At 71.8% G+C, this 23,017-nt stretch carries 17 protein-coding genes; 4 read left to right on the top strand and 13 right to left on the bottom strand.

All coding sequences use genetic code 11. The annotated features are described in order from the left end of the window. Nucleotides 1–156 precede the first annotated feature (156 nt). On the top strand, nucleotides 157–1,425 hold the full coding sequence (locus ABC304_RS10815) for an MFS transporter (protein ID WP_412930611.1): 1,269 nt from the start codon (nucleotides 157–159) through the stop codon (nucleotides 1,423–1,425). 61 nt (nucleotides 1,426–1,486) lie between these two features. Here ABC304_RS10815 and ABC304_RS10810 read toward each other — a convergent pair whose 3' ends face one another. From ABC304_RS10810 to rsmI, 3 genes are all read right to left on the bottom strand, one after another. Then, nucleotides 1,487–2,365: a TatD family hydrolase gene (locus ABC304_RS10810; RefSeq protein ID WP_412930610.1), complete on the bottom strand. Its 879-nt coding sequence runs from the start codon at nucleotides 2,363–2,365 to the stop codon at nucleotides 1,487–1,489. A gap of 82 nt (nucleotides 2,366–2,447) precedes the next feature. Then, nucleotides 2,448–4,025: a methionine--tRNA ligase gene (gene metG, locus ABC304_RS10805; protein WP_412930609.1), complete on the bottom strand. Its 1,578-nt coding sequence runs from the start codon at nucleotides 4,023–4,025 to the stop codon at nucleotides 2,448–2,450. A gap of 64 nt (nucleotides 4,026–4,089) precedes the next feature. Continuing rightward, nucleotides 4,090–4,908 carry a 16S rRNA (cytidine(1402)-2'-O)-methyltransferase gene (gene rsmI, locus ABC304_RS10800; protein WP_412930608.1) on the bottom strand — a complete coding sequence of 273 codons (819 nt, stop codon included), beginning with the start codon at nucleotides 4,906–4,908 and terminating at the stop codon, nucleotides 4,090–4,092. Nucleotides 4,909–4,963: 55 nt separating this feature from the next. On the opposite strand from rsmI, the gene ABC304_RS10795 reads away from it, so the two are divergent. Then, nucleotides 4,964–6,616 (top strand): dolichyl-phosphate-mannose--protein mannosyltransferase, encoded by a 1,653-nt coding sequence (locus tag ABC304_RS10795; RefSeq protein WP_412930607.1) that lies wholly within the window; start codon nucleotides 4,964–4,966, stop codon nucleotides 6,614–6,616. On the opposite strand, the gene ABC304_RS10790 is transcribed toward ABC304_RS10795, so the two are convergent. From ABC304_RS10790 to ABC304_RS10780, 3 genes are read right to left on the bottom strand one after another with little or no spacing between them, the layout of a single operon-like run. After that, nucleotides 6,613–8,469 carry a thioredoxin domain-containing protein gene (locus ABC304_RS10790; protein ID WP_412930606.1) on the bottom strand — a complete coding sequence of 619 codons (1,857 nt, stop codon included), beginning with the start codon at nucleotides 8,467–8,469 and terminating at the stop codon, nucleotides 6,613–6,615. The two genes, ABC304_RS10795 and ABC304_RS10790, sit on opposite strands and share 4 nt — an antisense overlap. Before the next feature lie 11 nt (nucleotides 8,470–8,480). After that, nucleotides 8,481–9,317 carry an aldo/keto reductase gene (locus ABC304_RS10785; protein WP_412930605.1) on the bottom strand — a complete coding sequence of 279 codons (837 nt, stop codon included), beginning with the start codon at nucleotides 9,315–9,317 and terminating at the stop codon, nucleotides 8,481–8,483. Nucleotides 9,318–9,337: 20 nt separating this feature from the next. Then, nucleotides 9,338–9,883: an ArsR/SmtB family transcription factor gene (locus ABC304_RS10780; protein ID WP_412930604.1), complete on the bottom strand. Its 546-nt coding sequence runs from the start codon at nucleotides 9,881–9,883 to the stop codon at nucleotides 9,338–9,340. Nucleotides 9,884–10,239: 356 nt separating this feature from the next. On the opposite strand from ABC304_RS10780, the gene hrpA reads away from it, so the two are divergent. Continuing rightward, the gene (gene hrpA, locus ABC304_RS10775) at nucleotides 10,240–14,337 is read left to right on the top strand and encodes an ATP-dependent RNA helicase HrpA (protein ID WP_412930603.1); all 4,098 of its coding nucleotides are present in this window, start codon (nucleotides 10,240–10,242) and stop codon (nucleotides 14,335–14,337) included. A gap of 52 nt (nucleotides 14,338–14,389) precedes the next feature. Further along, on the top strand, nucleotides 14,390–15,328 hold the full coding sequence (locus ABC304_RS10770) for a quinone oxidoreductase family protein (protein ID WP_412930602.1): 939 nt from the start codon (nucleotides 14,390–14,392) through the stop codon (nucleotides 15,326–15,328). Nucleotides 15,329–15,468: 140 nt separating this feature from the next. Here ABC304_RS10770 and ABC304_RS10765 read toward each other — a convergent pair whose 3' ends face one another. From ABC304_RS10765 to ABC304_RS10735, 7 genes are read right to left on the bottom strand one after another with little or no spacing between them, the layout of a single operon-like run. Beyond that, nucleotides 15,469–16,095: an alkylhydroperoxidase domain protein gene (locus tag ABC304_RS10765; RefSeq protein WP_412930601.1), complete on the bottom strand. Its 627-nt coding sequence runs from the start codon at nucleotides 16,093–16,095 to the stop codon at nucleotides 15,469–15,471. Continuing rightward, on the bottom strand, nucleotides 16,092–16,706 hold the full coding sequence (locus ABC304_RS10760) for a CMD domain protein (RefSeq protein WP_412930600.1): 615 nt from the start codon (nucleotides 16,704–16,706) through the stop codon (nucleotides 16,092–16,094). The genes ABC304_RS10765 and ABC304_RS10760 overlap by 4 nt, the downstream gene beginning before the upstream one ends. Then, nucleotides 16,703–17,740 (bottom strand): putative FMN-dependent luciferase-like monooxygenase, encoded by a 1,038-nt coding sequence (locus tag ABC304_RS10755; RefSeq protein WP_412930599.1) that lies wholly within the window; start codon nucleotides 17,738–17,740, stop codon nucleotides 16,703–16,705. Before ABC304_RS10755 ends, ABC304_RS10760 begins: the two co-directional genes overlap by 4 nt. Beyond that, on the bottom strand, nucleotides 17,737–19,368 hold the full coding sequence (locus ABC304_RS10750) for a dipeptide ABC transporter ATP-binding protein (protein WP_412930598.1): 1,632 nt from the start codon (nucleotides 19,366–19,368) through the stop codon (nucleotides 17,737–17,739). Before ABC304_RS10750 ends, ABC304_RS10755 begins: the two co-directional genes overlap by 4 nt. Then, nucleotides 19,365–20,312, bottom strand: coding sequence for an ABC transporter permease (locus tag ABC304_RS10745; protein ID WP_412930597.1), 948 nt, complete (start codon nucleotides 20,310–20,312; stop codon nucleotides 19,365–19,367). Before ABC304_RS10745 ends, ABC304_RS10750 begins: the two co-directional genes overlap by 4 nt. Then, nucleotides 20,309–21,286 carry an ABC transporter permease gene (locus tag ABC304_RS10740; RefSeq protein ID WP_412930596.1) on the bottom strand — a complete coding sequence of 326 codons (978 nt, stop codon included), beginning with the start codon at nucleotides 21,284–21,286 and terminating at the stop codon, nucleotides 20,309–20,311. Before ABC304_RS10740 ends, ABC304_RS10745 begins: the two co-directional genes overlap by 4 nt. Before the next feature lies 1 nt (nucleotide 21,287). Continuing rightward, nucleotides 21,288–22,925, bottom strand: coding sequence for a TIGR04028 family ABC transporter substrate-binding protein (locus ABC304_RS10735; protein WP_412930595.1), 1,638 nt, complete (start codon nucleotides 22,923–22,925; stop codon nucleotides 21,288–21,290). Between the last annotated feature and the right edge of the window lie 92 nt (nucleotides 22,926–23,017).

Here is a 23,017-nt window from a genome sequence, read left to right as displayed (position 1 = left end):
ACCGCTGAGTCCGCCGCCGGGTGCCGTGTCGCCGACGTCCGGCGCCCGGCACCCGGCGTCCGGCATCCGGCGCGCGGCGACTCCGTCCGGCATCCGGCGTGCGGCGACTCCGTCCGGCCGCTGCGGCGTGTCCGAGGCGCTCCCTAGGATGAGCCGATGACATCCGTCGGGGAGCTCATCGCCCCACGGCGTCTCGGCCGGGACTTCCGCTGGCTGCTGTCGTCGTCGTGGACGAGCAACCTGGGTGACGGCATCGCCCTGGCCGCCTCCCCGTTGCTGATCGCCTCGCTGACGTCCTCACCGCTCCTCGTGGCCGCGGGAGCCATGATGCAGTTCCTGCCGTGGCTCCTCTTCGGCCTGTTCGCGGGCTCACTCGCGGATCGCGTCGACCGGCGCCGCCTGGTCATGGTCGCGAACGCGTCGCGTGCCGTCGTCGTCTCTGTGGTCGTGGTGTTCCTGGCGACCGGGCACATCACGGTGTGGGTCGTGCTGGCCACGGCCTTCCTCTACGGCACCGCGGAGGTGTTCGCCGACACGGCCGGCAGCACGCTGCTGCCCATGCTCGTCACACCCCGCGACCTCGGCATCGGCAATGCGCGCCTCCAGGCCGGCTTCCTCGTCAGCAACCAGCTGGCCGGTCCCCCGGTGGGTGCATTCCTGTTCGCACTGGGATCGTTCTGGCCGTTCCTCGTGCAGATCGTGGCGGTCGGCCTCGCGGTCGTGCTCGTGTCGCGTATCGCGCGGACATCGATCCCCGAGCAGGATGCCGCGGGTGCCGCTGACGCGCACCCCATCCGCGAGGGGCTGCGGTGGCTCCGGACGAACGCGCCGGTGCGCTCGCTGGTTCTGATCATCCTCGTGTTCAACGTCACCTGGGCGGCACCGTGGAGCATCCTCGTCCTTTATGCCACCGAGCATCTGCGAATGGGGGCGGTCGGCTTCGGCGCGCTGACGACGGCCTCCGCGTTGGGCGGACTGGTGGGGACGCTCGTCTTCGGCCGGCTCGAGCGGCGCCTGCGGTTCTCGACGCTCATGCGCATCTGTCTGACGCTGGAGGTGCTGATGCACCTGGGCTTCGCGTTGACCACCTCGCCGCTCGTGGCCTTCGCCATCATGTTCGGCTTCGGTCTCTACGCCTTCGTGTGGGGCTCCATCTCCACGACGGTGCGCCAGCGTCTGGTGCCGCTCGGGCTGCAGGGCCGCATCGCGTCGGTCAACATGGTCGGCATCTTCGCCGGGCTCGTCATCGGTCAGCTGCTCGGCGGCGTGATCGCGCAGACCTGGGGGCTGACGGCGCCGTGGTGGTTCGCGTTCGCCGGGTCGGCGGTGACGCTCGCGCTCATGTGGCACACGATCGCGCACATCACCGCCGCGCCGGTGGCGCTGGGCTACGCGGATCAGGCCGCGGAGCGCGCCGAAGGGTGATCCGCCGCGGCGTCGTCCTGGCCGCTATTCCCCGGCTCTCATCGGCGCCGCCGCACCCGCGTCAGTCCTCGAAGGCGCCGTAGACCGCGACGGTGTTCGAGGCGACCTGCGCGCAGAGCTCGTCGAGATCGACACCGAGCTCCTCCGCCATGAAACGCACCGTCACGGGCACGAGGTAGGGCGCGTTGGGTCGACCGCGATGGGGCACGGGGGTGAGGAACGGGGCATCCGTCTCCACCAGGATCCGCTCCCGCGGGATGACGGCGAGGGCGTCACGGAGATTCTGCGCGTTCTTGAACGTGACGTTGCCCGCGAACGACAGGTAGTAGCCCGCGTCGGCCGCGACACCCGCCATCGCGGCGTCGCCGGAGAAGCAGTGGAACACGGTCCGCTCCGGAGCGCCGACGCGCACGAGCGTCTCCAGCACGGCGTCGTGGGCGTCGCGATCGTGGATCTGCATGGCGATGCCGTGCTTCTCGGCGAGGGCGATGTGCGCCTCGAAGCTCTCGAACTGGGCGGGCCGGCCGTCCTCGCCGGTGCGGAAGAAGTCCAGACCGGTCTCGCCGATCGCGCGCACACGCGGCTGGGCGGCGAGCTCGTCGATGACGCCGATCGCCTCGTCCAGCCGACCGGCAGCCGCGTACGCGGGCGCCTCGTTCGGGTGGATGGCGACGGCGGCGAGCACGCGGGGATGGGATGCCGCGGCCCACGCCGACCAGCGGCTCGAGTCGATGTCACCGCCGGCCTGCACGACCCCGATGACGCCGACCTCCGCGGCACGGTCGAGCTGCTCGTCGAGCGAGAGTCCGACGCCGTCCTCGATCTCCAGGTGCGCGTGGTTGTCGTACACCGGCACCGCGAGCGGCTTCGGTGCGTCGGGGTAGGTCACGTCGCGCGAGCCCTTCTCGCGCGTGCGGACGTACTGCGACGGGTCGGTCACGTTTCGTCTCCTCGCTGCGCTCGTCGTTCGCCGAGCGGTGGCACTCCGGTCGTTGAGCGAGCGGAGCGAGTCGAAACGCCCGTCACGGGGTCTGCTCGACGCGGGGGAACAGCGGGGCGAGACCGTTCACCGAGGTGCCCGGGCGCAGCGCCCCCCACCGACCCGCCTCGCGCAGCGGCTGGGCGTCCAGTGCGCCGATTTCCGCACCGGCGCCGAGCGCCTCCCACAGCTTCTGCGTCGCGATGGGGGTCACCGGCGACAGCAGCACCGCGAGGGCGCGCAGTCCTTCGGCCGCCGTGTAGAGCACCGTGCCCAGGCGCGTGCGCTGCGCGTCGTCCTTCGCCAGCGCCCACGGCTCGTTCTCGGTGATGTACAGGTTCAGCGCGTCGACGATCGTCCAGATCGCCGCGATGGCCTCGTCGATGCGGAAGCGCTCGATCGCAGCATCCGCGTCGTCTGCGGCCTTCGCCACGATCCGCTGGATCTCGAGATCTCGCTCCGTGTACTCCGCCGGCGGCGGCACGATTCCCTCGAAGTAGCGCTCCACCATCGCGACGGTGCGCGAGGCGAGGTTGCCGAAGCCGTTGGCGAGCTCGGCCTGGTAGCGGGCCGACAGGTCCTCCCAGGAGAACGAGCCGTCCTGGCCGAAGGCGATCGCCGACAGGAAGTAGAAGCGGTACGCGTCGGACCCGAAGACATCGGTGATCTCGGTCGGCGCGATGCCCGTCAGCTTCGACTTCGACATCTTCTCCCCGCCGACCAGCAGCCAGCCGTGCGCGAAGACGCCCCGCGGCACCTCGACGCCGGCGGCCATCAGCATCGCCGGCCAGATGACCGCGTGGAAGCGCAGGATGTCCTTTCCGACCACGTGGTACGCCGGCCAGCGGCGGGCGAAATCCTCGGGGTCGCTGCCGTAGCCGACCGCGGTGGCGTAGTTCAGCAGCGCGTCGACCCACACGTAGATGACGTGCGACTCGTCCCACGGCACCTTGATGCCCCAGTCGAACGTCGACCGCGAGATCGAGAGGTCCTTCAGACCGTTCTTGACGAACGAGACGACCTCGTTGCGGGCGGACTCGGGGCGCACGAAGTCGGGCACCGTGCGGTAGAGCTCGAGCAGCTGATCCTGGAACGCGCTGAGCGTGAAGAAGTAGTTCTTCTCCTGCAGCAGTTCGAGCGGCTTCGAGTGGATGGCGCAGACCTTCAGGCCCTCGAAGGCCCCGGTGCCGTCGACGATCTCCGACTCGGTCTTGAACTCCTCGCAGCCGACGCAGTACAGCGCCTCGAACTCACCCGCGTAGATGTGGCCGCGGTCGTAGATCGCCTGGACGAACTTGCGCACCCGCTCCTCGTGGCGCTCCTGCGTCGTGCGGATGAAGTCGTCGTTGGCGACGTCGAGGGTCTCCAGCAGCGGGAACCACGACTCGCCGACGAGCCGGTCGACCCACTCCTGCGGGGTCGCCCCGTTGGCGGCGGCGGCGCGGAGCATCTTCTGACCGTGCTCGTCGGTGCCCGTCAGCATCCAGGTGTCGTCACCGGCCTGCCGGTGCCAGCGCGCGAGCGCGTCCACGGCCACGGTCGTGTAGCCGTGGCCGATGTGGGGCACGTCGCTGGGGTAGTAGATCGGCGTCGTGATGTAGAAAGAGCCGTCGGAAGTCACCAGCCGATTCTAGTTCGGCGGGATGCCGCGGCCCCGCGCCATGACAGCGCCCCGCCCGCCCGGCTCAGCCCTGGACGGCGAGGGCCGCCTGGTACAGCTCCCGCGACGAGTGGCCGGTGTGCGCGGACACCTCCGCCGCGGCATCCTTCAGACGCAGGCCCGAGCGTTTGAGCTCGAGCACCTGCGTCACGGCGTCGGGGAACGCGATGATGCGCGGCGGCGCACCCTCGACGACGAGCACGACCTCGCCGCGCACGCCGCCCTCCGCCCACGCGGCAAGCTCCGAGAGGGGACCGCGCACGACCTCCTCGAAGAGCTTGGTGAGCTCGCGGCAGACGGCCGCCCGCCGCTCGGGTCCGAAGGCCGCGGCGAGATCAGCGAGCGTCTGACCCACCCGGGAGGGGCCCTCGAAGAACACGAGCGTGCGCGACTCGTTCGCCAGCGCACGGAACGCCGCGGTCCGTTCCCCCGGCTTGCGCGCCGGGAATCCCTCGAACGCGAAGCGGTCGGTCGGCAGGCCCGAGACGGCGAGCGCCGTTATGACGGCGCTCGGTCCGGGGAGGGCGGTCACCCGCACCCCTGCGGCGACGGCGGCGCTCACGAGCGCATATCCCGGGTCGCTGACGGTGGGCATGCCGGCGTCGCTGACCAGGAGGAGATCCTGCTCGGCGGCGAGCGCGGCAAGTTCCGCGGCCTTGTCCTTCTCGTTGTGGTCGTGGAGCGCGATCAGACGCGGCCGGTTCTTCACGCCGAGGCCCGCGAGCAGGCGCTGCGTCGTGCGGGTGTCTTCGGCGGCGACGACGGCCACCTGCTCGAGCGTCTCGACGAGCCGCGCGGTCGCGTCGGACAGGTTGCCGATCGGGGTGGCGGCGAGGATCAGCATCGTCCCAGTCTGACAGCGGACGGCTCCCACCGGTCACGACCGTATCCTTGACGTCGTGACGTCGACCGAGGAGCCGCTGCTCGGCGGGCCCCCGGCCGAAGCCGCCCGCCCGCCGCTGTACGAGCGTCTCATCGGCCGTCTGTACGCCGACGCGGGTCGCCGACGTCTGGTCGACTGGCTCGCACCGGTGCTCATCACGCTGATCGCCGGCATCCTGCGTTTCGCGAACCTCGGGCAGCCGCACGCGCTCGTCTTCGACGAGACCTACTACGTCAAGGACTCCTGGAGTCAGTGGAATCTCGGGTATCCCGCGACGTGGCCCGACGACGCCGACGCGAGCTTCATCGCCGGCGACACGGACGTCTTCACCACGACGGGCAGCTTCGTCGTGCATCCGCCGCTGGGCCGCATGCTCATCGGGCTGGGGATATTCCTGACCGGAGCCGACTCGTCGTCGGGATGGCGACTCGCCACCGCGGTCTTCGGCACGGCGCTCGTGCTGCTGGTCTACCTGGTCGCGAAGTCGCTGACCGCCTCGACGGTGTTCGCCTCCGTCGCCGGCGGCCTGATGGCCGTCGACGGACTCGCGATCGTGATGAGCCGCGTCGCCCTGCTCGACGTGTTCGTCGCGTTCTTCGTGCTGCTGGGGATCTGGTTCGTCATCCTCGATCGGAAGGCTCACTCCGCACGGTTCCGCGCAGCGGCCGACGGTGAATCGACCTGGGGGCGGATCAGCTGGAACCGGCCGTGGCTGATCGCCGCCGGTGCCGCCCTGGGAGCCGCCTCGGCCGTGAAGTGGTCGGGTCTGTACGTGATCGCCGCGGTCGGCCTCTACGTCGTCGTCTCCGACGCGCTCCTGCGTCGACGGGCAGGCGTCCGGATGTGGCCGACGGATGCCGCGTTCCGCCAGGGTGCGGTCTCGTTCCTGCTGCTCATCCCGATCGCCGTCGTCGTCTACCTCGCGTCGTGGACGGGATGGCTGACCACGACGGGCGGGTGGGCACGCGACGCGGCCGACGCGCACCCCGCGACCGGCATCTTCGGCTGGGTGCCGCTGGCGCTGCAGAGCCTGTGGGACTACCACCGGCAGATCTACAGCTTCCACGTGGGGCTGACGTCGCCACACAGCTATGCGAGCCCCGCCTGGCAGTGGCCGCTGCTCGTGCGCCCGACCTCGATGTACTACCACCAGGACGCCTTCGGTGAGGCGGGCTGCGGCGCCGTCAACGGGTGCGTGCAGAACATCTACAGCATGCCGAACCCGCTGCTGTGGTGGGGCGGCGTCGCGGCGGTGCTGTGGATCGCCTACCGATTCGTGCGCACGCGCGACTGGCGTCTGGCCATCGTGCTCGTCGGGGTCGGCGCGACCTATCTGCCGTGGCTGCTCTACCCCCAGCGCACGATCTTCGAGTTCTACACGATCGCGATCCTGCCGTTCATGGTGCTCGCGGTGACCTTCGCGCTGCGAGACGTCGCCGGGCTGGCGCGGACTGCGGCCGTTCCTGCCGCGTCAGCGGCGACGGACGTCTCCGACGCGCAGATCGCCTCGATCGCCGCCGTCGAGCGTCGGCGGACCGGTCAGCGGATCGTCGTGATCTTCCTCGCCCTCGTACTCGCCACGGCGATCTTCTGGTATCCGGTGCTCACCGCGATTCCCGTGCCCTACGACTTCTGGCGGGCGCACAACTGGCTGCCGTCCTGGATCTAGCGCTCGGCGCTGACCTGATCCGGCGCGGTGACGGGCAGCCGGCACGCGAAGTCGTGGCAGTCGTACAGAGTCGGTGCGCCGCCCTGCGCGGTCTTCCCCTCGAACAGCGCGAAGCCCGCTGACACGAACGCCTCCGCCTGCGCCGGAGTAAGGATGGCGAGCACATCGGCGCGGATGCGACGCGCGGCGTCGACCAGCGCGCCGGTGCGCCGGGTGGTGATGACGACGGCCTGCCGCGGACCGTCGGCGAGCTGCGCGGCCACGCGGAGCATCGCTCCGGCGCCGATCGGCTGTGCGAGCGCCGACGGCGCCGCCGTCGCGGCGAGCGTGGCCGCGACGCGGCGGTAGCGGTCGCCGGCGCCCAGCGCCCAGGCCGTGAATGCCGCAGCGGCGACCGCGGAGCGTCCGGACGGATGATCGCCGTCGGACTCGTCGGCCGGAGCAGCGAGGCCCTGCGCCGCGAGCACCGGGTCGCCGCCGCCCGGGGCGCGGACGGTGAGCTCGCCGGAGTCCTCGGTGATGCACGCGTCGAGGAGTTCGCGCGCCCGCACGGCGTATGCCGGCTCCCCCGTCGCCGCGGCCAGGTCGAACAGTCCGCCGGCCAGCAGGCCCCAGTCCTCCAGGGCAGCCGGGGCCCGAGACGGGATCTCGTCGAGTGACGCGCGGCGCAGCATCCCGTCGTCGTCGACGTTGACCTCGAGCACCGCGTCGGCCGCCCATCGGGCCGCCTCGATGAAGCCCGGCTCGTCGAGCGCGAGGCCGGCGCGCGCCAGCGCGCCGATCGCCATGCCGTTCCATCCGGTGACGACCTTGTTGTCGACGGCGGGCGGAGCGAGGTCGCGTCGGCCCGCGGCGTCGCGCAGGTAGTAGCCGCCTTCGGAGCGGGCGCCGTCGATCGTCGACTCGGAGTCCTGCGCGGCGGCGAAGCCGCCCGAGGGCAACTGCAGCACCTCGCGGAGGAAGGAGGCGGTGCCGCGCGCCACCCGGTCGTCGCCCGCGTCGAGCGCGACGTCGACGAGTCCGGCGTTGTCGGTGAGCATGCGCTCGAAGTGCGGGACGGTCCAGTCGCGCCGCGTGGCGTACCGGAAGAAGCCGCCGTCGACCGCATCGCGCAGCTCGGAGGACGCCATCGCCGCCAGGGCACGCGCCGCGACAGCGGCGGCGGCCCCGTCGAGCCCGGGCGCCTGCAGGAAGCGCAGCGCGGGCACCGTCGGGAACTTCGGCGTCTGGATACCGGCGCCCGCGGCCGCGAACCCGCCGTACTCGCGGTCTTCGAGAGCGACGAGCCGCTCGGCGGCCTCCGTGAGCTGCTCGCGCGTGGGGGTGCCCGTCTCGTCGGTCACCCCGACCTCGCCCAGCCGCGCGAGCGCGGCGGCGAGCTGAGTGCCGGTGTCGACGACGTCGCTGCGGCGCTGCGTCCACGCCTCGCGCACCGCGCCCAGCACCTGCGGGAAGCCCGCCATCGGCGGACGCGCCTCGGGAGGCCAGTACGTGCCGGCGAAGAACGGCTGCCCGTCGGGGGTCGTGAAGACGGTGAGCGGCCAGCCGAGGTTCCGCGTGAACGCGCCGGCGGCGGCCATGTACGCCGCGTCGACCTCAGGGTGCTCCTCGCGGTCGACCTTGACCGACACGAAGCCGTCATTCAGGACGGCGGCGGTGGCGGCATCCGCGAAGGACTCCCGCGCCATTACGTGACACCAGTGGCAGGTGGAGTAGCCGATCGACACCATCACCGGGACGTCGCGCCGCCTCGCCTCCGCGAAGGCCTCCTCCTCCCAGGGGAACCACGCGACAGGGTTGTCGGCGTGGGCCCTCAGGTAGGGGCTCGTCGCGTCGGCGAGGCGGGATGCCACGTCGTGTCCGGTCAGTTGACGTCGTCGGGGTGGCTGCCCACGCGACCCGAGCCGTCCTGCGGGTCGAGCGCGTCGATCGCCGCGACCTCGTCACCGGTCAGCTCGAAGCCGAAGAGGTCGGCGTTCTCGCGGATGCGCTCGCGGCTCGACGACTTCGGGAACACGATGAAGCCGCGCTGCAGGTGCCAGCGGAGCACGACCTGCGCGGGCGTGACGTCATGGGCAGCGGATGCCGCGGCGACCGGCTCGGCTCCGAACAGGTCGTACTTGCCCTGGCCGAGGGGGCCCCACGACTCGATGGCCACGCCGTGTGCGGCAGCCCAGTCGGTCACGTCGCGCTGCTGGTAGGCGGGGTGGAGCTCGATCTGGTCAACCGCGGGGGTGACGCCGGTCGCCTCGATGATGCGCTCGAGGTGCTCGACGCGGTGGTTCGAGACGCCGATGCTGGTGGTGAGGCCGGCGTCGCGGAGCTCGATGAGCTTCGTCCAGGCGTTGACGTACTGGTCGTTCTTCGGCGCCGGCCAGTGCACGAGGTAGAGGTCGACGCGGTCGAGCCCGAGCTTGTCGAGGCTCTCGCCGAGCGCGGCGCGGGGGTCGTCACCGGCCTGCCGGTCGTTCCAGAGCTTGGTGGTGATGGAGAGCTCATCGCGCGACAGGCCGCTGGCGGCGATGGCCGCGCCGACACCCGCTTCGTTGCCGTAGATGGCGGCGGTGTCGATGTGGCGGTAGCCGGCCTCGAAGGCCTCGCTGACGAGGCGCTCGGCGTCCTCGGCGGGAACCTTGAACACGCCGAAGCCAAGCTGGGGGATGGATGTGCCGTCGTTGAGCTGCACGGTGGGAATCGTCATCCCTCAAGCCTAGGTCGGCCTCACCGCACGTCATCCGGATCGCTCGCAATCGGCGCCGCCGATTGCCGACCGCGGTGTCCTCGTGCTATCGGACGCCCCGGCCCTTTCCTGGCGACGGTGCTGCGGAAGGACGCCAGAGGGTCACGCTTCTGCTTGAGCTCCGCATCCCAGCCGATCCGTTGGTCCCACTTCTCCCTCAGCTCGGCGACGAGGAGCTCGAGCACGTCCAGCCCCTTCGACGTCAGGCGGTACCAGCGCCACTGATATTCGCTGCGGACGTCCACGAAGCCGGCGTCGCGCAGCAGTCGCAGATGCTTGGAGACCGCCGTGCGACTGATGCGGAACTCGCCTCCGACCACCTCCGCCAGCTGCCCCGCCGTGTGCTCCCCGCTCGCCAGCACGTCGACGATCCGACGCCGCGCGGGCTCCGCGAGCGCCTCGAAGGGGTGCATCGCGTGCACGGCGATGAAGGTCCGGCGGCGCGCCTCCGGCGACTCGTCTTCGTCGTCCCGCTCGTCGCTTCCCGCGTTCCCGTCGTGGCCCTGCTCATCCCACCCGTATGTCATGCGGCCGACGGTAGAGCAGCGAGCGCCTCGTTCATCCGTCCTGTCCACAGCGTCCCGCCGCAGACACTTTCTCCCACGAGCGATGAACTTCACGCTCACACATCCGAGGTGCCGCCGGGCGCAGAGGGCTGTCCGCCGCCGACCGCAGTGAACTTCACGCTCACACAGCCGAGGAGTGGTCGCCGAGCGCCGAACCTCAGTCGGTTCCGGCCGCGGTGAACTTCACGCTCACACACCTGGGGAGGAGGCGAGCAGTCCTGAGCTCGGCGCGGGTGAGTCGTCCTTATGCAGCATCGCTTACGCGCTCCCGGCCGCGGAGCGCTTGTGAGCGTGAAGTTCATCGGCTCTGAGAGAAAGTGTCTGCGGGAGACGGCGTCACGGCACGACAGACGCCCAACCGCTGCGACGACCCCCAGCGCCAACGAGCGCCGCGCCGGAGTGCCGGGCGGGCGACTTTAGACTGGAGGGCTATGTCCGTCCCGGAACCCCTCCTCTTCTTCCCTCCGGAGCTGCCCGTCAGCGGCGCCCGCGAGGAGATCGCGCGGGCCATCCGCGACTCGCAGGTCGTGATCGTCGCGGGCGCCACGGGGTCGGGCAAGACGACGCAGCTGCCGAAGATCTGCCTCGAGCTGGGCCGCACGCGCATCGCGCACACCCAGCCGCGCCGCATCGCGGCCCGCACCATCGCCGAGCGCATCGCCGAAGAGATGCAGGTGCCGCTCGGCACCACCGTCGGCTACAAGGTGCGCTTCACCGACAAGGTGCAGGACGACACCCGCGTCGCCCTGATGACCGACGGCATCCTGCTCAACGAGATCCACCGCGATCGTCTGCTGCGCAAGTACGACACGATCATCGTCGACGAGGCGCACGAGCGGTCGCTGAACGTCGACTTCCTGCTCGGATACCTGCGCCGCATCCTCCCCAAACGCCCCGACCTCAAGGTCATCGTCACCAGCGCGACCATCGATCCCGAGAGCTTCGCGAAGCATTTCGCGGATGCCGCGGGCACACCCGCGCCGATCGTCGAGGTGTCGGGGCGCACGTACCCGGTGGAGATCCGCTACCGGGGACACGAGGACGCCGAGACCGACGAGGACGACGAGAACGACGACGCGAACCCGCCGGCGAGGGACCACGCGAAGCCGAGCCGGCGGCTGTCAGCGTCGAAGGCCCGCGACGAGGACGAGGACGACGTGGGCGCGATCGTCTCCGCGCTCCGCGAGCTCGATCGCGAGGCTCCCGGCGATGTGCTGGTCTTCCTCCCCGGCGAGGCCGAGATCCGCGACGCGGCCGAGGCGGTCCGCGGCGCCTACGCCGGAGACGCCGCGCCGACGGAGGTGCTCCCCCTCTACGGTCGCCTGAGCTCGGCGGAGCAGCACCGGGTGTTCGAGCGGTCGACGGTCCCCGGTGTGCGACGCCGCGTCATCCTCGCGACCAACGTCGCAGAGACGAGCCTGACCGTGCCCGGCATCCGGTACGTCGTCGACACCGGCACCGCGCGCATTTCGCGGTACAGCAGCCGCACGAAGATCCAGCAGCTCCCGATCGAGCCCATCTCGCAGGCGTCGGCGCAGCAGCGCTCCGGGCGCGCGGGTCGCACAGCCGACGGCATCGCGATCCGGCTCTACGCCGAGGACGACTTCGCCCGGCGCCCGGAGTACACCGAGCCCGAGATCCTCCGCACGAGCCTGGCGTCCGTCATCCTGCAGATGCTCTCGCTCGGCTTCGGCGACATCTCCGCGTTCCCGTTCCTGACGCCACCCGACTCGCGGGGCGTCAAGGCGGCCCTCGAGCTGCTCGTCGAGCTGGGCGCCGTCGAGGCGGGCGGGCGCGGCGAGCGCGGCGCGACCCTCACCGAGCGCGGGCGCGAGATCTCCCGCCTGCCCATCGACCCGCGCTTCGCCCGCATGCTGCTCGAAGCCCGCGCCACCGGCGTGCTGCCGACGGTCCTCGCGATCGTCGCGGGCATGTCGATCCAGGACGTCCGCGAGCGACCGGAGGACCGCCGCGAGGAGGCCGACCGGATGCACGCGCGGTTCGTCGACCCGTCGAGCGACTTCCTGACCCTCCTGAACCTCTGGAACCACCTGCAGGAGCAGCAGTCGGCCCTCGGCTCCAGCGCCTTCCGGCGACTGTGCCGGTCGGAGCATCTCAACTACGTCCGCGTCCGCGAATGGGTCGACGTGCACCGTCAGCTGCGCTCGCTCATCGGCGCCGGTCGCGGAGCAGACCGCGACGGAGTGACCACCGCCGACCCCGACACCGTGCACCGCGCGATCCTGTCGGGACTGCTCTCGCAGATCGGCGTGCTCGACGAGCGCACGAAGGCGAAGGCCCCCTCCGGCGGGCGGCCCGCCCCCGGCGAGTACGTCGGCGCCCGCGGCGCGCGCTTCGCGATCTTCCCGGGATCGGGCCTCAAGAAGAAGCGTCCCGCGGCCGTCATGGCGGCGGAGCTCGTCGAGACCTCCCGTCTCTTCGCCCGCACGGTCGCGGCGATCGACCCCGCGTGGGCAGAGCCCCTGGCCGGCGACCTCGTGAAGCGTCAGCTCAGCGACCCGCACTGGTCGAAGGATGCCGGCGCCGCGGTCGCCGCCGAGAAGGTCACACTGTTCGGCGTCGAGATCGTGCCGCGACGTCGCGTGCAGCTCGCCCGGTTCGACCGGCCGCTGGCCCGCGAGCTGTTCATCCGGCACGCCCTCGTCGAGGAGGAATGGGACGTCTCGGCGCTCGACAAGCGCCTCACCGCCTTTCTCCGCCGCAACGTCGAGCAGCGCCGCCGCCTCGAGAAGATCGAGGAGCGCGAGCGTCGCCGCGACATCCTCGTCGGCGACGAGGCCGTCTTCGCGTTCTACGACGGGCGCGTCCCGCAGGACGTCTTCGACGCCCGCTCGTTCGAGACGTGGTGGAAGGATGCCGCGGCCCGCACTCCGCGGCTGCTCGACCTGACCGAGGCCGACCTCCTCGAAGGCGGCGCCCGCCGCGACGACCGCGACTTCCCCGCCCGCTGGACGCAGGGCGACCAGGGGCTGACCCTCGCGTACCGCTTCGAACCGGGAGCACCGGACGACGGCGTGACGGTCGTCGTGCCGCTGGCCCTTCTCGCGCAGCTGCGCCCCGACGGCTTCGACTGGCAGGTGCCCGGCCTCCGCGATGAGCTCGTGACCGCGCTGCTGCGCGCGCTGCCGAAGGTCATCCGCCGCAACGTCGTCCCCGCCGCCGACTGGGCCGCCACGTTCGCCGAAGAGCTCGCCGGACAGGGCCCGGAATCCCACGACGGGATGCCGGAGCTCACGCTCCGGCAGGCGCTCGCCCGGCTCGTGCAGCGCGTCGCGAACCAGCGCGTTTCGGACACCGATTTCGAGGTCGACCGGGTGCCCGGGCACCTGCAGGTCTCGTTCCGCGCCGTGGACGAGCGTGGACGCACCGTGGGGTCCGACCGCGATCTCCTCGCACTCCAGCGGCGGCTCGCCGGACGTGCCCGCACCACCGTGGAGCGCTCGCTGGAGCGGTCCCGCGAACCCGGCGCCGGCGCGCGGCCGACCGCAGCACCGGCCGGGCCGCCGCTTCCGGCGAGCGCACCGCTCGTGCGCTTCGGCCTCACCGACTGGACGATCGACGATCTGCCCGAGGTCGTCGACACGCGCGTCGCCGGTGGCGTCGTGCGCGGATATCCGGCATTGCACGACGAGGGGGCGACGGTCGCCGTCCGGATCGAGACGACGCCCGAGGAGGCCGCGCGCACGACACGGGCGGGGGTACGGCGGCTGCTGCTCCTGAACGTCGCCTCCCCCGCGCCGTACGTCCTGGAGCACCTCACCTCCGCCGAGAAGCTGGTGCTCGCGGCCTCTCCGTACCCGTCGGCCAAGGCGCTGATCGAAGACGCCCGCCTCGCCGTCGCCGACGCCGTCCTGGATCGCGTCGCCCCCGGCGGCGTCGTGCGCACGAAGGCCGACTTCGCGCGCGTGCGCGACGAGCTCTCCTCGGTGGTCGTCGATGAGCTGTTCCGGACGGTGTCGCTGACGGCGCGCATCCTGACCCTCTCGCGCGAGGTCGACCGTGCCGTGCGCGGCCAGAACTCCCTCACCCTGCTCGGAGCGCTCAACGACGTGCGCGGGCAGCTGGCCGGGCTGATCTTCCCGTCGTTCGTGTCGCGCACCGGCATCGCGCGCCTCGCGCACCTGCCGCGGTACCTGCAGGGCATGGTCGACCGGGTAACCGGACTCACCGACAACCCCGGCCGCGACCGTCAGCGCATGACCGAGTTCGAGCGCGCCGCCGCCGTCTACGGCGACGCCGGCGGCACGATCCCGCTCGATCCCGATCCATCCCCCGCGCTCGCCCGTGCGCGCTGGCTGCTGGAGGAGTACCGCATCAGCCTCTTCGCGCAGCGGCTCGGCACGGCCGAGCCGGTTTCGCTGCAGCGCCTCACGAAGACCCTCGCCGGCGGGTGAGCCGCGGCATCCGTCACGGGGATAGGGTTTCGCTCGGAAAGGCAGGTGCGACATGACCACAGCCATCGCGTACACACGACTCGGCGGCCCTGAGGTGCTCGAGGCGATCGAGGTGCCCGATCCGGTCGCGGGCGAGGGGCAGGTTGTCGTCGACGTGCAGGCGGTCGGCGTGAACCCGATCGACGCCAAGCTGCGCTCCGGTCAGCGCCCGTCGGACCCCATCGTCGAGCCGCGTCGAATCGGGGCGGATGCCGCGGGCACCGTCAGCGCGGTCGGCGAGGGTGTCGAGGGGTTCCGCGTGGGCGATGCTGTGATCGTCTCCGGCGGCCGCGGCACCTATGCGTCGCGCATCGCGGTGTCGGCGGACGCGGTGTGGCTCCGGCCTCCGGCCGTATCGGCGGTTGCGGGTGCGGCTCTGGGCATCCCGGTCGGCACGGCGTACCAGGCACTGCGCTCGCTCGACGTCGGTGCCGGAGACACGCTCCTCGTGCACGGCGGCTCAGGCGCGGTCGGCCAGGCCGTCATCCAGTTCGCGCGGCTCTGGGGTGCGACGGTCATCGCGACGTCGTCGGAGTCGCGCTTCGCGCGCGTGCGGACGCTCGGCGCGGAGCCCGTCGTCTACGGCGAGGGCCTCGCGGATCGCGTCCGCGCGGCCGCGCCGCAGGGCGTCACGGTGGCCATCGACGCGGCCGGCACCGACGAGGCGATCGAGACGTCGCTCGAGCTCGTCGCCGACCACAACCGCATCGCCACGCTCGTGCGGGGTGCAGACGCTGCCGGCTACGGCATCCGCGCCTTCAGCGGCGGCGGCCCGAAGCCGATGACCCCGCGGCAGCTGGCCTGGCGCGCGGAGGCGATGCCGGTCGTGCTGGCGCTGCTGGCCGCCGGCGCATTCGACGTCGAGCTCGGGCCGGAGTTCCCGCTCGCCGACGCCGCCGACGCGCATCGCGCGCTCGACGGCGTCCGCGGCAAGATCGTCCTCATCCCCTGAGTCCGCCCCGCCGTTTCGTCTCACTCGCTGCGCTCCCTCGCTCAACGCGCGGCATCGTCCGTTGAGCGAGCGCAGCAACCGCCCGTTGAGCGAGCGCAGCCCCCGCCCGTTGAGCGAGCGCAGCGAGTCGAAACGCCGCCTCATCCCTCCGCGGGAGCCACCGGCCGCCCGAGCGACAGCATCAGCCGGTTCGCCCAGTTGAAGAACGCCGCGCCGTGGACGGCGTCCGCGATCTCGACGTCGTCGAGGCCGGCCGCGCGAAGGCGTGCGACGTGCTCGGGTCCGAACGACAGGGGCGTGGCGGTGAGGGCGGCCGCGGCATCCGTGATCGCGTTCCAGCGCTCCCCGAGGTCGGCGTGGACGCCCTCGGCCAGCAGCAGGTCGACCGCGTCGGGCTGCTTCGAATAGTGCGCGGCGAACCGGGCGTGCACCGAGGCGCAGAAGACGCAGCCGTTGACGCGGGAGGCGGCGGCCGCCGCCAGCTCGCGGTCGGCCCGCGGCAGGCCGCCGGCGACGTTGTAGAAGATGTCCTTGTCGACCAGCGTGCGTGCGCGCAGCACCTCGGGATCGCGCGCCAGCAGCCGGAAGTAGTCGCTCGCGTCGCGGTTGCGGTCGACGAGCCCGTCGTAGTGTCGCTCGGTCAACTCGTCCACGGCGAGGGGCGGGAGCCACGGCAGCCAGCCGACCTCCGCGCGCGTGAAGGCGTGCGGGTGCGGCGCGTCGTGCGTGAGGAGCTCCGTCGAGTCCAGAGCGGTCGTGTCGGTCATGCGGCTGCGTCCTGTCGGTCGGTGTCGGCGAGCACGAGGAGGCCGTGGGCCACCCGCTGCTGGAAGGCGAGGAAGGCGACGAGCTGCGAGAGGGTGACGATGCCGTCGACGCTCCAGCCGGCATCCCGCAGCGCGGCGAGCGCGGTGTCATCGGCCTCGCGCGGGCGGAAGGTCAGCAGGTGCGCGTGCACGAGGGCGGCGGCGAGGCGCTCCCCCAGCTGCTCCGCCACCTCGACCGAGGGCCGGTAGCGCGGACCGTCGGTGCTCTCGTCACGCAGTCCGTCCTCGCGATAGGCGCCGTACGGGCCGGATGCCGCGGCTCCGACCGCCTCGGCGAGCACGACCGCTGCGCGCTCGGCGCCGGCGACCTCGACGGCATGGCGGGCGTGCCAGGCCGCCGTCGCATCGTCGGCGGTCAGGCGCGTGGCGAACGCGGCGACGAGCGCACGCTCGGCGAGCGCGAGGTGCGCGTCGTCGACCGGCTCGAACAGGGCGTCATGGCTCGCCTGCAGCTGGTCGCGCGTGACCGGGCGGCGCCGGCGCAGCGCGTCGATCGTTCCGTCGGCGCGGACGCCGGCGAGCTCGTCGATGACGTCTGTGGGAGGGGTCATGGGTGTTCCTTTCCGGAGGTGGTGAGGGAGGCGGCATCCCGCGTCGTCCACCCGAGCGTGGGAGCGACCTCGGTCGCGAAGAGCTCGATGGAACGCAGGATGAAGTCGTGCGGTGCGTCGACGGAGTGCACCTGGAAGGCGACCTCGGTGGCGCGCCCCAGGGTGGCGTCGGCGGCGAGCGACGCGGCGACCTCGTCCGGGGTGCCGAGATGCGTGTCGAGCGAGGCGATCAGCTCGTCGAGCGTCTCGCCCGGGATCGTCTGACCCTGCCGCCGGAAGTTCGCGGCGGCGCGACGCAGGCCGATCTCGGCGAAGCGCAGGGCGTCGGCGCGGTCGTCGGCCACGAAGACGGTGCGCGACGCCGTGATCCGCGGCGCGATCCCCGCGGGCAGGGCGTCGAGGTAGGCGTCGACGATCGGCTGCTGCAGATCGGCGAGCGGCGCGCGGAGCAAATCGGCCGGACGCGGCTGCGTGCGTGAGAGCAGCAGTCCGTCGCCCGCCGCACCCGCCCGCGTGCCGCCCGGCGCCGAGAAGGTCGCCTGCCAGATGCGTCGGTCCAGCGTGCCGGCGGAGGGGTAGATCCGGTTGCCGGCGCCGACGTCCTCACCCCGCAGCGCCGTGCGCAGCACACGCAGCTTCTCCGTGTGGACGGCGGCCTTGTCGGCGGCGTCGAGCCCGAACGGCACGAACGACGAGGGCGTGCCGCCGGAGCCGAGCCCGAGGTCGATCCGGCCGCCCGACAGCAGGTCGGCGACCGTGGCGTCTTCCGCCACGCGGACGGGCTCCTCCAGCGGCAGGGTCACGACGCCCGTGGCGAGACGGATCTCGCTCGTGTGGGCAGCGGCGTGCGTGAGGAACACGAACGGCGACGGCAGTCCGCCCTCGCCCTCGGTGAAGTGGTGCTGCGCGACCCAGGCGCGCTGGATGCCGAAGCGCTCCGCGTGGCGGATCTGGTCGGTGCCCAGCCGGTAGCGCTCGGCCGCAGGGGCGTCGTCGAGCAGTCGGCTGAAGAAGGCCAGGGTGGGTGCGCTCATGTGGCGACCTCCGATCGTCCGGGCACGGCTGCCAGCAGCTCGCGCGTGTAGGGGTGGGAAGGGGTGCGGAAGATGTCCTCCGTCGCCCCCTCCTCCATGATCCGCCCGCGCTGCATGACCGAGACGGTGTGGCTGATGCGGCGCACCACGGCGAGGTCGTGCGAGATGAACAGGTAGGTGAGGCCGAGCTCGGACTGCAGGCTCTCCAGCAGCTCGAGGATGCGCGCCTGCACCGTCACGTCCAGCGCCGAGACCGCCTCGTCGAGCACGACGACGTCGGGACGGATGGCCAGGGCCCGGGCGATCGCGACGCGCTGGCGCTGACCGCCCGAGAGTTCGCGCGGCGTCCGCGTGAGCACGTCGGCCGGCAGCGCGACGCGGTCGATCAGCTCGGCGACGCGGGCGCGCTGCTCGGCACTGCTGCCGTCGCGGAAGTTCTGCAGCGGCTCCCCCACGATGCGGGCGATGCTCTGCCGAGGATCCAGCGACGAGAACGGGTTCTGATAGACGAGCTGGATGCTGCGGCGCAGCCGTCGGAGGGCGTCGCCCTTCAGCCCCGCGACGTCGACGCCCTCGAGTTCGATCGAGCCGGCGTCGGGGTGGAGGAAGCGGGTGACCAGCCGGGCCGTGGTCGTCTTGCCCGACCCCGACTCGCCCACAAGGGCGTGCGTCGTCCCCCGCCGCACCCGGAACGAGACGTCGTCGACCGCGCGGAAGGGCTCACGGCCTCGCGTGGCGAACTCCTTCACGAGGCCGCGCGCGACGACGGCGAACGGGTTCTCGGCGGAGGCGGCCGCGGCGTCCCGCAGGTAGAGCGGTGCCTTCGGCCGCACGAGCGCCGACGCCAGCGCGGGCGCGTCGGCCAGCAGCTGACGTGTGTAGGGATCGCGGGGCTCCGCCAGCAGGGTCGCGGTCTCGCCCTGCTCGACGATCGATCCGTCCTTGAGCACGATGATGCGCCGCGCCCGATCGGCGGCGACGCCGAGGTCGTGCGTCACCAGGAGTACCGAGGTGCCCTCCTCCCGACGGAGGTCGTCGAGGAGATCCAGGATGCGACGCTGCACCGTGGCATCCAGGGCACTCGTCGGCTCGTCCGCGATGATCAGCCGCGGCCGCAGCGCCACGGCGAGCGCGATGAGCACCCGCTGGCGCATGCCGCCGGACAGCTCGTGCGGGTACTGCCGCGCACGAAGCGCCGGGTCGTCGAGACCGACGCGCTCGAGCAGCTCGAGCACGCGTGCGGTATTGGCCCGGCGGTCGCGCGCGCCGTGCACGCAAAGGATCTCGGCCACCTGGACGCCGATCGGACGGACGGGGTCGAGCGACGCGCCCGGGTCCTGCGGGACGAGTCCCACGTGCGCGCCGCGCACCGACCGCAGCCGCCGCGGGCTCCAGCCGGCGATGTCGAGACCTCCGAGGCGGATGGCTCCGGCATCCACGCGTCCGCCCTCGGGGAGGAGCCCGACCAGCGCGTGCGCGGTCGTGGACTTGCCCGAACCGGACTCGCCGACGACCGCGAGCACTTCGCCGTCGCCGACGCCGAATGACACGTCGTGCACGACCTCGCGACGGCCGTGACGCGGGGCGGCGTAGGACACCCGCAGTCCGTCGACCTCCAGAACGGTCATCGTGTGCTCCTTCCGAGCGACTGGCTGATGCGGTTGGCGCTCAGCACGAGCACCACCACCACGAGGCCCGGCAGGGTGGTCAGCCACCACGCCGTGGACACGTAGTTGCGCCCCTCGGCGATGAGCAGGCCCCACTCGGGGGTCGGCGCCGGAGCCCCGTAGCCGAGGAAGCCCAGCGTGGAGATCGCCAGGATCGCGGCGCCGAACTGCAGCGCGGCGAGTCCCACGACCGCCGTGAGGGAGTTGGGCAGCACGTGGCGCAGCAGCACCGAGAAGAAGGTGCCGCCGCTGCCGAACGCCGCCTCGACGTAGTCGGTGCGGCGCACGCGCACCACCTCGGACCGCGACAGGCGGGCGAAGGAGGCGACGGAGCCGATGCCCACCGCGATCGCGGCGTTCACCGTGCCGAATCCGAGCAGGATGATGATCGACAGCGACAGCAGCAGGCCCGGGATCGACAGCAGCACGTCGACGACGCGCATGAGGATGTCGTCCAGGACGCCGCCGACCGTGCCGGCCACCACGCCCAGCGCGGTGCCCAGCGTGAGCCCGACGGTGACGGCGATCAGCGCCCCCGACAGCGAGTGGATCGCACCGAAGACGACCCGGGCGTACACGTCGCGGCCTATCGCGTCGGTGCCGAACCAGTGCACCGCGCTCGGCGGCAGGAGCTTGTCGGCCGGCACGCCGTCGATCGGATCGTACGAGGTGAAGATGCCGGGGACGACGGCCCACAGCACCCCGACGGCGATCGCGGCGACGGCGAGGACCAGGGTCCACGAGGCTCCACGACGCGCGGCCCACGCCCAGGCGGTGGACGCGCGGCGCGGCGGGCGGCCCTCGGAGCCGCCTGCCTGCCGGACGATCGGGTCGAGGACCGTTCCGGTCTCCTCGTCGCGGCGGGCAGGGTCCGCACCGGTGGACGGCAGGATGGATGCGCTCACGCGGTCACCTCCGAGGTCGTGGCGGGCAGGCGCACGCGCGTCCCGCGGGCGCTCTGACGCAGCCGGGGATCGAGCACCGGGTAGAGCAGGTCGACGGCGAGATTGACGAGGACGAAGGAGAGGGCGGCAAGCACCACGATGCCCTGCAGCACGGGGATGTCCTGATTGGCGACCGCCTGCTCCGTGAGGCGCCCGATGCCCGCGCGTCCGAACACGGTCTCGGTCACCACCGCTCCCCCGATCAGCTCGCCCAGCAGCACGCCGGCGATCGTGAGGGTGGGCAGGATGGCGTTGCGCGCCACCGAGCGCCACAGCAGCCACGACTCCGACGCGCCCTTGGCCCGCACGACCGTCGCGAACGGCTGCAGTCGCACCTCGTCGATGCTGCGCACGAGCACCTGCGCGAGCGGGGCGGAGATGGGCACTGCGAGCGTGAGGACGGGCAGGACGAGGGCGGCCACCGGGTCGGCTCCGACGATCGGCACCCAGCCGAGTCCGAAGGAGAAGACCTGGATGAGCAGGATGCCGAGCCAGAACACCGGCACCGACACGAACAGGCCCGGCAGGGCGCGCAGCGCCCCCCGCAGCCAGGCGAACGGCGCGAGGGTCGACAGGAACGCGATGGCGCCCGCGAGGAGCGCCGCGACGGCGAACCCGAGGGCGGCGAGCGCGGCGGTGGCCGGCAGCGCGTCGGCGATCAGCCGCAGGACCTCGGTTCCGTACTGCGACGAGTAGCCGAAGTCGCCGCGCACGTAGCCGCCCAGCGTGTGCAGGTACTGCTGCCATACCGGCACGTCGGCGCCGTAGAGCGCGCGGATGTCGGCGATCTGCTCCGGCGAGAGCCCCAGTTCGGGGCTCTCGAACTTGATCAGGATCGCGTCGCCCGGCAGCAGCTGGAGGAGGAGGAAGGTGGCCGTGAAGGCCGCGATCAGGACGATCGCGGCCTGCCCGGCGCGTCGGAGCGCGTAGCGCATGTCAGCCCTTGTCGCCGAGCCACACGTCGTAGAACAGCGGACGGGCGACGGATTCGAACTCGACGCCGTGGACGTACGGCGCGACGCCGTAGACCTGCGGCTCCTCGAAGAGCGGGATCACGTAGGCCTGCTCGGCGAGGTAGTCCTGCACGGCCTGGGAGTCCTCGATGCGGGCGGCCGGGTCGGGGTCTCCCGCGACGTTCAGCAGCAGCTGATCGAGTTCCGCGTCGTCGGAGAGCAGGGTGTTGCGGTTCTTGGTGAAGAACTGGCTCTTGATGACGTCGAGGTCCGCGCGCCCGACCATCGAGTGGTACAGCGGCGTCTTGAGCGGATCCTTGATGTCGGCGGCGTAGGTGCCGGAGTCGGCGGCCTTCACGTTCAGCTCGACGCCGATCTTCTTCAGCTGCTGCGCCACGAGCTCCAGCGTCTGCTTCGACAGCGGCTGCGGGGCGGCCTCGTACACCGTGAGCGACAGGCGCTGGCCGTCCTTCTCGCGGATGCCGTCGGAGCCGGCCGTCCAGCCGGCCTCGTCGAGGAGCGACTGGGACTTCTCCGTGTCGTAGGCGTAGTACGCGGATTCGTCCTTGTAGCCGGGGGCGCTCGAGCTCAGGGTCGACGTCGCCTTCGGGTAGTTCGCGGTGAACAGCGTGTCCACCACCTCCTGCGCGTCCACCCCCGCCACGAGGGCCTGGCGCACGCGCAGATCGCTCAGCAGCGGGTTCGTGAAGCGCAGGCTGAGCCCGTTGTTGACGCCGCGCGTCTGCGGGGCGAACAGCTCGAAGCCCGACGACTCGACCCGCGCCTCGTCGAACGCCTGCACGTAGCGGATGTAGTCGGCCTGCCCGGCGAGCAGCGAGCCGATGCGCACGCTGTCCTCGGGCGTCACGATGATCTTCACCGCGTCGACGTACGGGCGACCCTGGTGGCCTTCGCTCGCCGGCGCCCAGTCGTAGTCGTCGCGCGCCGCCAGCGTGATCTCCGTGCCGATCTTCTCGTCGGTCGCGGTGAAGGGGCCGCTGCCGATGATCTTCTCGGCGTTGCCGGCACCGAAGTCCTCCAGCGAGAGGTCGAGGGTTGCGGGCGAGATGAGCCCGGAGTTGATGGTCGAGGTGGCCTGCAGGAAGCCCGGCGCGGGAGCGGAGAAGCGGAAGGTCACCGTGTCGGCGTCGACGACCTCGCTGGAGGCGTAGTTGTTGATCGCCTCCGAGACCGTCAGTCCGCGGTCGGGCGCGCCGAGGCCGTACGTGTCGAAGTTCTTGGCCACCGCCGCGGCATCCAGCGGCGTGCCGTCGGAGAAGGTGACGTCGTCGCGCAGGTCGAAGGTGTACTCGGTGGCGTCGGCGTTCACGGTCCAGTCGGTCGCGACCCACGGCTCGATCTCGAGCGTCTCCGGGTTCTGCCACGTCAGGCGCGCGGTGAGGTTGTTGACCAGACCGCCGTTCGGGTAGAAGCCGGCCTGCGGCGGATACAGGTTCGTGTACGCCTGGTGCTCGAGGTAGGTCAGCGTTCCCCCGGTGACGGGATCGCCGACCGGGGCGGCGGAGCCGGCGGGCGCGCTGCCGGAGGCGCAGGCCGTGAGGGTGGCGACGACGGCGACGGCGAGGACGCCGGCCGCGGCGCGGAGGACGGGACGATTCATGGAGGGCTCTCCTGGGGCACGGGGGTGGTGCGGGACGTCGGCCACGCTACGGAGCCGTCGGATCAGCCGCCGAAGATGACGACACGGCAGGA

Origin of the sequence: Microbacterium jepli (genome assembly GCF_047237905.1) — a bacterium.
Lineage (GTDB): Bacteria > Actinomycetota > Actinomycetes > Actinomycetales > Microbacteriaceae > Microbacterium.
The sequence above is the reverse complement of the archived record's forward strand: the minus strand, read 5'-3'. Positions and strand labels throughout refer to the sequence as shown.

What these genes read in the sequence shown, in the direction of transcription:
- ABC304_RS10815 (WP_412930611.1), top strand. Translation starts at nt 157, where the DNA reads ATGACATCCGTCGGGGAGCTCATCGCCCCACGGCGTCTCGGCCGGGAC.
- rsmI (WP_412930608.1), bottom strand. Translation starts at nt 4,908, where the DNA reads ATGCTGATCCTCGCCGCCACCCCGATCGGCAACCTGTCCGACGCGACC.
- ABC304_RS10785 (WP_412930605.1), bottom strand. Translation starts at nt 9,317, where the DNA reads ATGACGATTCCCACCGTGCAGCTCAACGACGGCACATCCATCCCCCAG.
- ABC304_RS10780 (WP_412930604.1), bottom strand. Translation starts at nt 9,883, where the DNA reads ATGACATACGGGTGGGATGAGCAGGGCCACGACGGGAACGCGGGAAGC.
- ABC304_RS10770 (WP_412930602.1), top strand. Translation starts at nt 14,390, where the DNA reads ATGACCACAGCCATCGCGTACACACGACTCGGCGGCCCTGAGGTGCTC.
- ABC304_RS10765 (WP_412930601.1), bottom strand. Translation starts at nt 16,095, where the DNA reads ATGACCGACACGACCGCTCTGGACTCGACGGAGCTCCTCACGCACGAC.
- ABC304_RS10760 (WP_412930600.1), bottom strand. Translation starts at nt 16,706, where the DNA reads ATGACCCCTCCCACAGACGTCATCGACGAGCTCGCCGGCGTCCGCGCC.
- ABC304_RS10755 (WP_412930599.1), bottom strand. Translation starts at nt 17,740, where the DNA reads ATGAGCGCACCCACCCTGGCCTTCTTCAGCCGACTGCTCGACGACGCC.
- ABC304_RS10750 (WP_412930598.1), bottom strand. Translation starts at nt 19,368, where the DNA reads ATGACCGTTCTGGAGGTCGACGGACTGCGGGTGTCCTACGCCGCCCCG.
- ABC304_RS10740 (WP_412930596.1), bottom strand. Translation starts at nt 21,286, where the DNA reads ATGCGCTACGCGCTCCGACGCGCCGGGCAGGCCGCGATCGTCCTGATC.
- ABC304_RS10735 (WP_412930595.1), bottom strand. Translation starts at nt 22,925, where the DNA reads ATGAATCGTCCCGTCCTCCGCGCCGCGGCCGGCGTCCTCGCCGTCGCC.